Source organism: Pontixanthobacter luteolus (assembly GCF_947494915.1).
GTDB classification, from domain to species: Bacteria; Pseudomonadota; Alphaproteobacteria; order Sphingomonadales; family Sphingomonadaceae; genus Pontixanthobacter; species Pontixanthobacter luteolus.
In genome coordinates, this window is record NZ_CANLWR010000001.1 from 1,449,422 (window position 1) to 1,462,609 (window position 13,188).

The 13,188-nt window shown below is 59.3% G+C and carries 10 protein-coding genes and 1 tRNA gene; 7 read left to right on the forward strand and 4 right to left on the reverse strand.

The window, feature by feature from the left end; genetic code table 11:
* Window positions 1–115: 115 nt before the first annotated feature.
* Together PO778_RS07075 and PO778_RS07080 are read left to right on the forward strand one after the other, a co-directional pair.
* Window positions 116–191, forward strand: a tRNA-Phe gene (locus tag PO778_RS07075).
* 66 nt (window positions 192–257) lie between these two features.
* On the forward strand, window positions 258–1,877 hold the full coding sequence (locus PO778_RS07080; protein ID WP_271439058.1) for an AMP-binding protein: 1,620 nt from the start codon (window positions 258–260) through the stop codon (window positions 1,875–1,877).
* On the opposite strand, the gene PO778_RS07085 is transcribed toward PO778_RS07080, so the two are convergent.
* The 3 genes from PO778_RS07085 to PO778_RS07095 are packed head-to-tail and all read right to left on the reverse strand — an operon-like array spanning window position 1,874 to window position 4,525.
* Window positions 1,874–2,773 (reverse strand): SDR family oxidoreductase, encoded by a 900-nt coding sequence (locus PO778_RS07085; RefSeq protein WP_271439059.1) that lies wholly within the window; start codon window positions 2,771–2,773, stop codon window positions 1,874–1,876. The two genes, PO778_RS07080 and PO778_RS07085, sit on opposite strands and share 4 nt — an antisense overlap.
* A 30-nt stretch (window positions 2,774–2,803) precedes the next feature.
* Window positions 2,804–3,556, reverse strand: a complete 753-nt coding sequence (locus tag PO778_RS07090) for an enoyl-CoA hydratase/isomerase family protein (RefSeq protein WP_271439060.1) — start codon at window positions 3,554–3,556, stop codon at window positions 2,804–2,806.
* A 6-nt stretch (window positions 3,557–3,562) separates the two neighbouring features.
* Window positions 3,563–4,525 (reverse strand): hypothetical protein, encoded by a 963-nt coding sequence (locus tag PO778_RS07095; protein ID WP_271439061.1) that lies wholly within the window; start codon window positions 4,523–4,525, stop codon window positions 3,563–3,565.
* Window positions 4,526–4,619: 94 nt separating this feature from the next.
* Between PO778_RS07095 and PO778_RS07100 the strand changes: the two genes are divergently transcribed.
* The 5 genes from PO778_RS07100 (at window position 4,620) to purQ (ending at window position 10,766) form a co-directional block, all read left to right on the forward strand.
* Window positions 4,620–5,924 carry a cation:proton antiporter gene (locus tag PO778_RS07100; protein ID WP_271439062.1) on the forward strand — a complete coding sequence of 435 codons (1,305 nt, stop codon included), beginning with the start codon at window positions 4,620–4,622 and terminating at the stop codon, window positions 5,922–5,924.
* A gap of 118 nt (window positions 5,925–6,042) precedes the next feature.
* Window positions 6,043–6,843 (forward strand): phosphoribosylaminoimidazolesuccinocarboxamide synthase, encoded by an 801-nt coding sequence (purC, locus tag PO778_RS07105; RefSeq protein WP_160730232.1) that lies wholly within the window; start codon window positions 6,043–6,045, stop codon window positions 6,841–6,843.
* A 59-nt stretch (window positions 6,844–6,902) separates the two neighbouring features.
* Window positions 6,903–9,752 (forward strand): M16 family metallopeptidase, encoded by a 2,850-nt coding sequence (locus PO778_RS07110; RefSeq protein WP_271439063.1) that lies wholly within the window; start codon window positions 6,903–6,905, stop codon window positions 9,750–9,752.
* Window positions 9,753–9,849: 97 nt separating this feature from the next.
* Window positions 9,850–10,089 (forward strand): phosphoribosylformylglycinamidine synthase subunit PurS, encoded by a 240-nt coding sequence (purS, locus tag PO778_RS07115; RefSeq protein ID WP_160730234.1) that lies wholly within the window; start codon window positions 9,850–9,852, stop codon window positions 10,087–10,089.
* Window positions 10,089–10,766: a phosphoribosylformylglycinamidine synthase subunit PurQ gene (purQ, locus tag PO778_RS07120; protein WP_160730235.1), complete on the forward strand. Its 678-nt coding sequence runs from the start codon at window positions 10,089–10,091 to the stop codon at window positions 10,764–10,766. Before purS ends, purQ begins: the two co-directional genes overlap by 1 nt.
* Before the next feature lie 36 nt (window positions 10,767–10,802).
* Here purQ and PO778_RS07125 read toward each other — a convergent pair whose 3' ends face one another.
* Window positions 10,803–13,154 (reverse strand): putative bifunctional diguanylate cyclase/phosphodiesterase, encoded by a 2,352-nt coding sequence (locus tag PO778_RS07125; RefSeq protein WP_271439064.1) that lies wholly within the window; start codon window positions 13,152–13,154, stop codon window positions 10,803–10,805.
* Window positions 13,155–13,188: the final 34 nt, after the last annotated feature.

The following is a 13,188-nucleotide window of genomic DNA, read 5'->3' on the forward strand; positions in this document are numbered from 1 at the left end:
CCTAGTTGGTCGTTTTTCCTGCGCTTAGCTCTATTACCCCCTTGCCAATCATCGGCGCCTTCGCCATAGCGCCGCTTCCAACAAGCGCTGGGGATTAATTGGCCCCGGTGGAGATGCCCGGATAGCTCAGTTGGTAGAGCACACGATTGAAAATCGTGGTGTCGGCAGTTCGAATCTGCCTCTGGGCACCATCTCCCCCCTCTTCCAGAACCGCTGTAAGTTCTTGGCAATGCCTGCCGCGATGCTAGGCTTTGCAAATGAATTGGCGTGGCGAGAATTTCGGCGTTGCAGCGAAAGCGATTGCACAGTGTGTTGAACGCGGCAGGCCTTCGCTGGTGCATGACACTCGCACGGTTAGCTGGCAGGAACTCGATGCGATAACGGATTCGATTGCCTGCGGACTGATCAATGCAGGAATGAGGCCGGGTGACGTTGCCGGCCAGATGCAGCGCAATTCGCCTGAATACATCCTCGCCTATATCGGCTGCGCAAAAGCCGGCGTGATCCCGGTGAATGTCAATTACCACTATCAGGAAGGCGAGCTGCGCGACATATTCACCCGTTTCGGGCTGAAAGTTCTGTTCGCCGAAGATGAATTCACGGATATCGCCTTGTCCGCCAGGTCTTCTGTTCTGGAACACGTTATCTCCAGCAATCCGGCATCTGACCAATGGCGCGCCTTATCAGCTCATCCGGTTGCAGAAGGTTTCAACCCGCACAGTGACCCGCAAGCGCTGTTTTTCACAGCTACAGGCGGGACGACCGGAATGCCAAAGGCGGTGATGTGGCCGTTCGAAGATGCCTGGGAAGCTTTCCAGATCTCGCATTGGCCGCAGGGCATTGGGGAACCGCCCAAGATTGCGGCTTCGCTTGCAGAACATTCGGCATTCGCTGCCGCCCTTCCTCCTTCGGCAGAAAGCTCCATTGCGCCTCTGCTGCTGCTCAGCCCGTTGATGCACGGCGCTGGTCAATTCGCTGCGATGATCCATCTGATGCGCGGCGGAACCTTGGCGACTGTGCCTGCGACGCGGTTCGACCCCGATCAGGCAATCGACGCGGTCCGCCAGTATCAGGCGCGTTCGCTTACATTCGTCGGGGATGCGTTCGCGATGCCGCTTGCCGATGCCCTGGAAGCGCGCAGCGACGCGGCAGAGGCTATAGCAAGCCTTCGCATGATCACTTCGTCGGGCGCGGTGTTCAGCCAGTCGGTCAAACAGCGCCTCATCGCCGTAAACCCTGCATTGATTATCGTGAATGCGCTGGGTTCCAGTGAGAGCGCCGGAACGGCAGTCACGATCACCACTGCCGCTGGTACATCCGGCGGCGGCAATTTTGCCGCCATTCCCGGACGCGACACAAAGGTCTTGGGCGACGACCTGCGCGAGATCGAACCGGGCTCGGACCAGTTCGGCATCCTCGCTCGCTCAGGCCCGTTGCCCCTGGGCTATCTGGGGGAAGACGAAAAGAACGCGCAAACCTTCCCCACAATAGACGGCAAACGCTGGCTGATGACCGGCGACCGGGCCCGCTATCGCAGCGACGGCAGCATCGAATTCCAGGGCCGCGACAATATGTGCATCAACACCGGCGGCGAGAAAGTCTTCCCGGAAGAAGTCGAAGCCGTTCTGCAGGAAGTCAGCGGAGTGGCCGATGTTCGGGTCGTCGGCGTTCCTGATCCGCGTTTCGGCCGCAAGATCGCCGCCGTCATCTGCGGGGACGCAGCGCTTCAAAACGCGCTGGACTCGCACGTGCGCTCCCGGCTGGCAGGATACAAGGCGCCGCGCCTCTACGTGTTTACCGGCAGGTCGCTAAGGCTCAACAATGGCAAGCCGGACTACAGGACCGCTCAGACGCTGGCGGAAGACGCTGCCGCCTAGGTCGCCCGGTCTGCCTTGTCCTTGGCATTTGTGCCCTTGATCATTGCGCGCATCTGGTCCCACTCTTCATCGCCGAGGGGGCTCAGCATCTGATAGAAATTGCCCCCGGTTGCCTGATATCCTGCGCCATCGATCGCGATTGTCTGTCCGTTTACCCACTCTGCGCCAGGCCCCATGAGAAACACGGCCAGATTGGCGAGTTCATGCATTTTGCCGTGACGGCCCATCGGGTTCATCCGGTCGTTCGAGTTATCACCGCGCCCGCCGGGCGATAACCGCGCGCTCATGCCATCGGTCGGGAACAGGCCCGGTGCGATGGCATTGAAACGCAGGCCATAGCGGCCCCATTCCACCGCAAGGCTCTGCGTCATGGTGTTGATTGCGGATTTGCTCATCGCAGATGGAACGACGAACGGCCCGCCATTCCAGACCCAGGTTGTGAGGATCGACAGGAAGCTGGCTTTCTTCTCTTCCGCGATCAGCCGTTTCCCGATTTCGTGCGTGACATAAAAGGTCCCGCGGAAAACGATGTCGGAAATCGCGTTAAACCCGTTCACCGACAAATCTTCCGTGCGGCTGATGAAGTTTCCGGCTGCATTGTTAACGACGCCGGTCAGCGCGCCGCCCTCGGCCCAGATCGCATCGACCATGCCCTTGATCGCATCAGCATCGCGGATGTCGCACGCGTGCCCGGTTACTTTCCCGCCATGAGCCGCCATCAATTCCTCGGCAGCTTCATCCAGCTTGTTCTGCCGCCGCCCGCAAATATGAACATCAGCGCCAAGCTTGAGGAACGCCTCGGTCATTTCCCGCCCCAGTCCGGTCCCGCCGCCGGTGACAAGAATGCGTTCGCCATCCATCAGGCCGTCCCGGTACATCAGCTTGGAAATATCCATCACTTCGCTCCATTTGGTGTGTGGTTCTTTTTACGAGAAATCGGGCGCTCTCTTTTCGATAAAGGCTTGCGCGCCTTCCAGAAAATCCGCCGACCGGAAACCATCTGCAAACAGGGCTTGCGTCTTTGCATCCTCTGCCACCTGCCCATCGAGAATGCGGCGCATCAACGCCTTCATCACCCGATTGGATGATCCGGAAGCCTTGCTGATGGCCCGCTCAAGCGCATCGGGGCTGCTGGCGATAATCTCGATCAGGCCAATGTCGCGCGCTTCAGCAACGTCGATCAGATCGCCGGTGTAAAGCAGTCGTTTCGCCTGCCCCGGCCCGACCAGTTCGATCAGCAGTTTGATGTCGTGGAACGGGTAGACGATCCCCAGCTTGGCAGGTGTGATCCCGAACCGGGCGCGCGGGGTAGCCACGCGAATGTCGCACGCCAGCGCAAGCCCGCATCCGCCGCCAATGCAGTCACCGTCAATAAATGCCACAGTCGGCAACGGGCATCTCTCAAGGCGGTGCTGCGTTTCCGAGATCGCGGCATGGTTGGCAGCTCGCCAATCATCATCGTCCTTGTTTGCCAGCAATTCGCGAATATCCGCACCCGCACTGAAATATCCATCGTCGGCGGATTTCACGACCAGCACTGAAAGGCCTTCTTCCGCCTCCACTTCATCGAGCAGACTGGGGATCGCCTGCCACATTTCAAGCGTGATTGCGTTGCGGCGGTCAGCCCGGTCGATCAGAAGGTACCCCGTCGTGCCCTCCCTCTGGTATCGAATAGTCATGCCCGTCTACTCGGCCAGATCGCGCACGGCTGCAATGTCTGAAAGCATTTTATCGACCTGCAAACACACATTCGGCAGCAATTTGAAATCCCTCGGCCTGCCTATCCGGTAGATCGGGACATTGCTGGCGATCCGCGCACAATGGACGATCTGTTCAGCAAGCGTGCCCATCAATTCCAGGTATTCCTTTCTGTACATCGATGCCTCGGCCAGCCCGCGCACGGCCTCCGCCCCGCGTAGCCTTTCGCCAGTCAGGCGATCATCCCATCCCAGAATGAAAATCGCGGCCAAGGGCTGAGGCTGCGCCGCCAATTGGCCGGGATCAACGGCAAGGTGATATTTATCGTCGCGGAAGAAATCGCGCTCCAGCCCCTCGCTATTCAATCCCAGATGATGAAGCGCGCTGTCCCACAATTTGAGCCGGGCAGATGACGGGTGGATCACCGGTGTATGCCCTGCCCCGCCCGGCTCGATCCGGCTCAAATCGTCACCGACCAGCTTCCAGCCGCGTTCAGTCATCGCCGCCGCCAGCGTCGATTTGCCCTGGCCCGCATCCCCGCAAAACAGAACCGCGGTGTCATTCCTCGCCACAGCGCTGCCGTGCAACATGGCCCAGCCGCGCTGATAACCCAGCGCGCCCCACGCGCTGCCGAGTGTGAAAAGCCGCAGCTCCCTCGCCCCAATGCCCGGATGGGGATGTACGGCAATCTCTCGCCCGCCACTAACCGTCCATGATCCGATGCTATCGACCGCGAAGCAAAGCGTCCCATCGTCGTAAGTTCCATGCCCCGGTGGCGGCTCTGCTGACCCCGCATCGGGCGCAAGAATTATGCGAATATCCACGCCGCTCGCGCCCTGCTCGTCATCTGCGAACGCCGACCACTCGGGCAAACGAATGTCCGAACAAATGCGCACGCCTGAGTGGCGATAATGAAAGCGTTCGCTTTCCAGAGAAGACATTGCGGCCATAAGGCGGTTCTGGCTGACCGCACGCTGCGCGGCAAGTATCTGAACGATTGCGCATTTGATTGGAATCGCCCGGCACGCGGGGTATGCGCTGTGAATGCACGAAACATCGACCACGCTTTCGCCTTTCGATATTGCCGCGATCCTCGTGGTTGCCTCTGCTTTCCTCGGCTGGCTGAACCATCATTTCATCAAATTGCCCCATGTCATCGGCCTGACCGTAATGGGCGCGCTGGGCGCAATCGGCCTGATGGTGGCGGACGCTTTCATTCCGGGGATTATCCTGGATGACTGGGTCGCCGGCCTCCTCGAACAGATGGATTTCACCGACACGCTGCTGCAGGGCATGCTCAGTTTTCTATTGTTCGCCGGTGCATTGCATGTCGATCTGGACCGGTTGAGGGTCGCCTGGCTGCCGGTGCTGTTGCTGTCTACGGTCGGTGTCGTAATTTCGACATTGCTGATCGGTGCGGCAAGCTGGGGGCTCGGCTTGCTGCTCGGCCTGCCGATCACCCCGATCTGGTACTTTGTGTTCGGCGCGCTGATTTCCCCGACTGACCCGGTTTCGGTACTGGGCGTTCTCAAGGAAGAAAATGTCCCGGCATCGCTTCAGTCTGCGGTCGCCGGCGAAAGCCTGTTCAATGACGGCGTGGGCATCGTGGTGTTCGTGATCCTGCTCGGCGCAGCAGTTACCGGCAACGATTTCTCGCTTGCCGAAGGGGCCCGCCTGTTCGCGATCGAGGCGGGCGGCGGCGTGCTGGTCGGCCTGGTATTCGGCTTCATCGGCTACCGTGCGCTTGCCAGCATGGATGAATACACGCTGGAAGTGCTGATCACACTCGCAATCGTGATGGGCGGCTATGCGCTGTGCACCCAGCTGCACATTTCCGGACCGCTCGCGATGGCTGTTGCAGGTCTGCTGATCGGCAATCACGGGGTTACTTATGCGATGAGCGATGTGACCCGCGATTATCTTATCAAGTTCTGGGAGCTGGTCGACGAATTGCTGAATTCCGTGCTGTTCTTGTTGATCGGTCTCGAATTGATTGCCCTCGCGCCCGGAACCGATGCGGCAATCTTCGGATTGGCAGCGATTGTCATCACCCTGGCAGCGCGGGCAATCGCGGTCGGCAGCGCAACCAAGATCATTCCCGCCGCGCGGCTGGACAATAAAGGCGCCGGACGCGTGCTGTGGTGGGGCGGCCTGCGCGGGGGCATTTCGATTGCTCTCGCGCTGTCGCTGCCCGCCGGGCCCACGCGCGACCTGCTGCTTGCTGCAACCTTTGCTGCGGTCCTGTTCTCTGTCCTTGTTCAGCGTGCCACCCTGGGCAAGCTGATCGAGAGCCTGAAGGCCGAACACGCACCAGCGGTGGAAGAAGAAAGTTCGCCTTCCGCTCACTGATTGCACTTTCGCCTCACTGACGGTAAAAGCCGTGCACGCCCCGGCGTTCGAAGCGGACCGTTTCGTCAGCCGGGGCGCTGCATTTTTCGCGCCTGTAAGCGCACCGAAGGAAACGCCCATGTCCCGTCGTCGCCAGATTTATGAAGGCAAGGCCAAGATTCTCTACGAAGGTCCTGAGCCAGGCACGATCATCCAGTATTTCAAGGATGATGCCACCGCATTCAACGCGCAGAAAAAAGGCACGATCAACGGCAAGGGTGTGATCAACAATCGCATTAGCGAATATGTGTTCACGCGGCTAAGCCATATCGGCATCCCGACGCACTTCATTCGCCGCCTGAACATGCGTGAGCAGCTGGTCCGGCAGGTGGAAATTGTTCCGATCGAAGTGATCGTGCGTAATGTTGCGGCAGGCTCGATCTGCACACGGCTTGGCCTCGAAGAAGGTGAACCGCTCCCGCACACGCTGATCGAATATTGCTACAAGGACGATGCACTGGGCGATCCACTGGTCGGCGAAGAACACATCGCCTGCTTCAACTGGGCCAGCCAGGACGAAATGCAGGACATTTCCAGCATGGCGATCCGGATCAACGATTTCCTTTGCGGGATGTTCGCTGCAATCGACATCCGCCTGATCGACTTCAAACTGGAATTCGGCCGCATGTATGACGGCGACTTCAGCCGCATTATTCTAGCCGATGAAATCAGCCCCGACGGCTGCCGCCTGTGGGACATGAAAACCAACGAGAAGCTCGACAAGGACCGGTTCCGCCGTGATCTTGGCGGCGAGGAAGAGGCCTATCAGGAAGTGGCGCGCCGCTTGGGAATTCTCGGTAATGAGGACAACGGCCCGGGCGAAGTGTTCGACCTCAGCGCGCACCGCGGCAAATTGCGCGAAACCAAGCCGAAGAAGTAAGTCAGCTGCGGGCCGTTAATCGTCTCGACAGCGCCTTTGGATTAGGCCGCTGACCTGAGATGAGATTCGCCCTCGCTGCTGCATTATCGCTTGTATTCGCCGCTCCGGTTCTCGGGCAGGAAACTGCGCCGCCTGCGCAGCCAGTATGGGCATTCGAGGAAAGCGATGTTCCGGTAGACCCGGCGTTTCGTTTTGGCGCGCTCGAAAACGGGCTCCGCTACATCATTCGCGAAAACAATCGGCCAGAAGGTACCGCGCTGGTGCGGATGCAGATCGGTTCCGGCTCTCTGTCGGAACGCGATGAGGAACGCGGGCTGGCGCACTTTCTTGAGCACATGGCGTTCAATGGATCACGGCGCATTCCGGAAGGCGAGATGATCAAATTGCTGGAACGCGAAGGTCTGGCATTCGGTGCCGACACCAACGCCAGCACCGGTTTCGAGAACACCAGTTACCGGCTTGACCTGCCACGAAATGATCCGGCTCTGCTGGACACTGCGCTGATGCTGATGCGCGAGACCGCTAGCGAACTCAATCTGAACCCGGACGCTATCGACCGGGAACGCGGCGTTATTCTGGCAGAGCGCCGCGACCGCCGGAATTATTCGCAGCGAGAGACGGAAGACCGCTTCGCATTCCTCACCCCCGGCGCGCGTTATATCGATCGTTTTCCGATCGGCATTCCCGAGGTGCTTGAGCAAGCAACTGCCGATCAGTTCCGCGAATTTTACGCGCGTGAATACGTACCAGCCAACACGGTGCTGATGATCGTCGGCGATTTCGAAACTGACAGCGTAGAAACAGCGATCCGTGACCATTTTTCAGACTGGGCGGCAGCACCATTGCCGGTTGAACCACCGGTAGGGCCGATCGCGCTGGAGCGTGCCGGTGAAACGGACATTTACCTCGATCCGGCATTGTCCGAACGGGTTGCGATATCCCGCAACACAGCCGCGCTGGACGAGATCGACACCGTGGCTAGCCGCCAGCAGAACCTGCTTCGGCAAATTGGATACAGGGTGATCAACCGCCGGCTACAGCGCCTTGCCCAAGGGGAGGATGCGCCCTTTCGTTCGGCAGGTTTCGGCACCGGCACGATTTTCGAAGATGGGCGGACCACCAACCTGATCGTAGATACCGCCGATGGCGGATGGGCAAAGGGTCTGGAAGCTGCCGCGTTGACCCTCCGAACCGCTCTCGCGTTCGGCTTCTCCGATGCTGAGGTAAGCGAACAGGTCGCGCGAACACGCGCCGGGCAGGAAAACGCAGTTTCAGCAGCATCCACCCGGCGCAATAGCAGCCTGATCAGAGCTGCGTCTGCTCTGATCGACGACGGGATTGTTCCCTCCACTCCGCAAAGTTCGCTCGAACGATTTGAACGTTTTGCACCCTACATAACTCCTGCTGCTGTGCTGGCTGCGGTAAGGAACGATGCTGCACGGCTCGACAATCCGATGATCCGGTTCCGTGGCAGAATCGCGCCGGATGGCGGGGCAGCGGCGCTTCGTTCAAGCTGGAACGAGCTCGCCTCGCGCAAGATCAGCAGACCTGAAACAATTGCCGCCAGCCAATTCGCCTATACCGATTTTGGGCCAGCCGGACAGGTCGTGTCGGATGAGAAAGATGCCGATCTCGGTATCCGAAAAGTCCGGTTTGCAAATGGCGTAATGCTTAACCTGAAACAGACTGACCTGTCGCAGGATCGGATCAGTTTCAGGATGAATGTCGATGGCGGCGATTTGCTCAACACCAGACAGAACCCGCTTGTGACGTCACTTGTCGCAGCGATTCCTGCTGGCGGCCTGGGCAAACACTCGGTCGATGAACTCCAGACCATACTTGCCGGGCGCAACGCCCGCATCACGATCAGCAGCGGCAGCGATACTTTTGTCAGCAGCGGCACCACCACGGGGCGTGATCTGGAATTGCAGCTGCAACTGCTTGCAGCGACGCTGACCGATCCGGGTTATCGCAAAGAGGCACAGACCCGGTATCGCCGCAATGTAACCAATTATTTCAAGACCCTGGACGCGACGCCCGGCAATGCTCTGTCAGCCTCTCTCGGCAGCATCCTGTCTGACGCTGACCCGCGTTTTTCGTTGCAAAGCGAGAAGGCGTTGAAGGAGAGGACCTTTAGCCAGTTGCGCGCCGACATCGCCGGGCGATTGACGGGCGGGGCGCTGGAAATTGCGCTGGTCGGTGATTTCGACCCTGAACAGGCCATCGGCCTTGTAGCGCGAACGCTCGGTGCCCTTCCCCAAAGAGAGACAGAATTCCAGCCCTATACGGAGGCTCGCAACCGCCAATTCACCGCCGACCGCTCTCAAAGGATTGTCACCCATCAGGGCGAACCTGATCAGGCCTTGCTGCGTTATACGTGGCCCACCCGCGACGATGAAGACTTGCGCGAAGCGCAGACGCTCGAGCTACTGGAACGGGTGACCCGGCTGTGGCTTCAGGAAGAGCTGCGCGAGAAATTGGGCAAGGCGTATTCGCCAACCTCCAGCAATGCACTGTCGGGGATTTTCCCGGGTTATGGGACCTTCTCTATAACAGCATCAGTGGACGTGTCCGACATCGAGGAAACCCGCGCGGCGATATCCAGAGCGGTCAATGCGCTCAAAGAACATGCGGTTGATGCCGACACCCTTGCCCGAGCGCGTCAGCCCTTGCTGGAGGCGTATTCCAATGCCCTGAAAAGCAATGGAAGCTGGCTCGGCCTCGTTGATAGGGGCCAATCCCATCCAGAAGACATCGCCCGCTTTCTGAAATCGGAAGACGTCATCAAAGGCATTTCCGCAGAGGACGTCCGCATGATGGCGGAAAGGTATTTGAGCGAAGATGCCGCTGTCGAAGTGCTGGTCCTGCACGAGAGCAAGGCAAAGCACGAAACCGTCAGCGGCGGATAATGGCCAGCTTCGCCTTGCAGCGAAGCGAGTCGCACGTCATAGGCTGCGGGCAAGTTCGAACCCGGCGCCGCTGCGCCATATGCGGGAGCACTCGCCCATGAAAGTCCACATTCACGTTTCGCTGAAACCCGGCGTGCTCGACCCGCAGGGCCGCGCAATCCATCACGAACTCGAAGCGCTTGGCTTCGCAGGCGTGAATGATGTTCGCGCAGGCAAACTGATCGAACTCGACGTGGCAGATGATACGAGCGATGATGATCTCGATCAGATGTGCCGCAAATTGCTCGCCAATATGGTCATCGAAAACTACCGGATCGAAAAACTGGAAACAGCCTAATGTCGTTTCGTTCTGCCGTAATCACTTTCCCGGGTTCCAACTGCGACCGGGATATGGCCGAGGCACTGGCCAAGGTCTCTGGCTCAGCGCCTTTGCGCGTGTGGCACGGTGATGCCGAACTTCCCGAAAAACTGGATTTCATCGCCCTGCCCGGCGGCTTCTCCTACGGTGACTACCTCCGTTCAGGCGCAATGGCCGCGCGCAGTCCGATCATGAAGGCAGTCATTGCTGCCGCTGAACGCGGCGTGCCGGTTCTCGGTGTATGCAACGGTTTTCAGGTGTTGACGGAAAGCGGCCTGCTGCCCGGCGCCCTGATGCGCAATGCGAGCCAGAATTTCATCTGCCGCACGGTCGCTCTCAAGGTTGAAAACAACCAGAGCCTGTTTACCGGCGGCTATGAAGCGGGTGAAACGATCCATATTCCGGTTGCCCATCACGATGGCAATTTCTTTGCCGATGAGGACACTCTCGACCGGCTTGAAGGCGAAGGCCGCGTGGCATTCCGCTATCTTGAGAGCTGCAACGGTTCCCGCCGTGATATTGCCGGTATCCTGAACCAGGCCGGCAACGTGCTGGGCATGATGCCGCACCCTGAGCGGGCGATTGAACCGGAACATGGCGGCACCGACGGGCGCACTCTATTTGAAAACGCTGTGCACGGGCTTGTTCACGCCTGACCGGCGCTCGCTCCATGCGATCAGGCGATCAGGCGATCAGGCGATCAAACGTCCGCCGTCTTCAAACAGTGACAACGCTTCGACCGCCGGCATCGGTCGACCGAAGTAATAACCCTGGATCTTTGTGCAGCCGAGTTTGCGGATCAATTCAGCTTCCTCCGCATTCTCAACTCCTTCGGCGGTCGTGGTCATTTCAAGGCTGTCGGCCATGGCCACAACTGCGCGGATAATCGCCAGGCTTTCGGCACTGTTTTGCGCCGCACCCTGAACGAAGCTGCGGTCAACCTTAATGGTCGAGAAGCTCAGCTTGCGGAGATACCCCAGTGAAGAATAGCCGGTGCCGAAATCGTCCAGCGCGACGGTGCAGCCCAGTGCGATCACCTGTTCGAGAGCGGCCCTGGCGATATTCGCATCGCGCAGGAAGATACTTTCCGTAACTTCGATTTCGAGCCGGCTCGCCTCCAGTCCGCTTTGCGACAGCGCACGAATGACAGAGGCGGCAAATTCCGGTTCGATCAATTGTTCGCCCGATACGTTTACCGCGATCCGCACATGGCGCGGCCACCGCGTCGCCTCTTGGCAGGCCTGTTCCAGCACCCAAGTTCCTATCGGCACGATCAGGCGCGTATCCTCTGCCAGCGGGATGAATTTGTCAGGCGGCACAAAGCCATGTTCCTGGCTGTTCCAGCGCAGCAGGGCTTCGAAGCTGACAATTGTTTCCTCATGCGCATCGACCACAGGCTGAAAGTTGAGCGACATCTCGTTGCGTTCAAGCGCACGCCGGAGCGAAAATTCGAGTTTGCGCCGCTCCTCCGCTGATGCGTGTAGCGACGGTTCATAGGCGAAGTGCTCGCCCCCGCCTTCATCCTTCGCGCGGTACAATGCGAGGTCCGAATTGCGCATAATCTCTTCAACGGAATTGCCGTCTCGCGGGCCGACAGCCGAACCGACACTGGCCCCGACATACAAAGTATGGTTATCGATGTCGTAAGGCTGGGAAAGCCGTGCGATCACCTTGCGCGCCAGATTTTCGATCGTGCCCTTTTCGGATGCGTCCCTGATCACGATTGCGAACTCATCCCCGCCCAGACGGCCGCACATCGTGTTATCGTCCATCAATTCCTTGAGCCGTTTCGACACCTTCGCCAGCAATTGGTCGCCGACCAGATGGCCGAGCGAATCGTTCACGGCCTTGAACCGGTCCAGGTCCAGCATCAGGAACGCACAGCGCGTGCGCCATTGTTCCGCATAGCGGATCGCATCACGCAGCGCCTCGTTCAGCATCAGCCGGTTCGGTAGGCCGGTAAGCGTATCGTACCGCGCAAGATAGGCAATCTTCTCGCTCGATTCGCGCTGTTCGGTCACGTCCGACCCCACGCCCCGGAACCCCATATAGGTCCCCTGTTCGTCGAGGATCGGTGTGCCGGACAGCTCCCACCAGCGATGCTCTGCATTGATGGTGACCTTGACGATCAGGTTGGAGAAGTTCTCGCGCCGCTTGAGCCTCTCGGCCAGATCGTGAAGACTTGGCACGAAATGGCCCGTCTCCCACGCATCGCCGGCGATCAGCTGGATGAAAGGCTTGCCTTCGATCTCTTCCGGCGGTTTGCCCAGCGCGAATGCGAAACGCGGCGAGATACTGCGCACCTTGCGGTTGGTATCGACCTGCCACAGCCAATCGGCCTGGTTTTCCTCAAATTCGCGAAGAAGCAGCGACACGACTTCGCTTTTCTCAGCAACACCTGCTTCGGCAATTCGTGCGGTGAGGTAGGTTCGTGCGCTTTCTATCGTTCCCACGCAGAGCAGGCCAGCGAAGAACATGGAGATCGCGGAAGTGGCATAATCGCCGAGGATCAAGCCAGTAATTGCCGCCGCCAGCGCCGTGATGGTCACAAATATAATGGTCCCCAGCGGAGCAGCCGCCACGACCAGCACGGATCCAACTGAAAGAGTGCAGGCTATTGCCCATATGGCGAGCAATTCCCGCGGGCCCGCCAGTAATGAAAAGCCGACTATCGGTATGCACCAAACCAAGCTGATCAGCACCACCGCGACCCAGTGTTTTCGAAATTCGTCGCGGGTCAGCCGCCGGCTTTCGGCATCAGCCAAACCCTGATCGCAGCGGTTTCCGTAATAAAGCACGCCTGCCAGCGCCGCAGTCCAGGCGGCAATTGCAATCGGCCCCACGCTTGCCCAGAAAATCCAGAACACCAGCGCTGCGGCCACGCCGTGCGCGATCATGCGTGGCAAAACCCCCTTGGCCAACTTGGCGTATTGCAGGCCGCGCAAGCGCGCCCAGTCATCCTGTCCGGGACTGGTGATCCCGACGACAGCCAGCGCAGGAAGGCGCGCCGGCAGCGCGGGAAGGTCAGATGGGTTTTTGTTCACCCGTTGCCGGTAACCGAGAAAGGTTAGCGGGCAG

What these genes read in the sequence shown, in the direction of transcription:
- PO778_RS07080 (WP_271439058.1), top strand. Translation starts at nt 258, where the DNA reads ATGAATTGGCGTGGCGAGAATTTCGGCGTTGCAGCGAAAGCGATTGCA.
- PO778_RS07085 (WP_271439059.1), bottom strand. Translation starts at nt 2,773, where the DNA reads ATGGATATTTCCAAGCTGATGTACCGGGACGGCCTGATGGATGGCGAA.
- PO778_RS07090 (WP_271439060.1), bottom strand. Translation starts at nt 3,556, where the DNA reads ATGACTATTCGATACCAGAGGGAGGGCACGACGGGGTACCTTCTGATC.
- PO778_RS07095 (WP_271439061.1), bottom strand. Translation starts at nt 4,525, where the DNA reads ATGGCCGCAATGTCTTCTCTGGAAAGCGAACGCTTTCATTATCGCCAC.
- PO778_RS07100 (WP_271439062.1), top strand. Translation starts at nt 4,620, where the DNA reads ATGCACGAAACATCGACCACGCTTTCGCCTTTCGATATTGCCGCGATC.
- purC (WP_160730232.1), top strand. Translation starts at nt 6,043, where the DNA reads ATGTCCCGTCGTCGCCAGATTTATGAAGGCAAGGCCAAGATTCTCTAC.
- PO778_RS07110 (WP_271439063.1), top strand. Translation starts at nt 6,903, where the DNA reads ATGAGATTCGCCCTCGCTGCTGCATTATCGCTTGTATTCGCCGCTCCG.
- purS (WP_160730234.1), top strand. Translation starts at nt 9,850, where the DNA reads ATGAAAGTCCACATTCACGTTTCGCTGAAACCCGGCGTGCTCGACCCG.
- purQ (WP_160730235.1), top strand. Translation starts at nt 10,089, where the DNA reads ATGTCGTTTCGTTCTGCCGTAATCACTTTCCCGGGTTCCAACTGCGAC.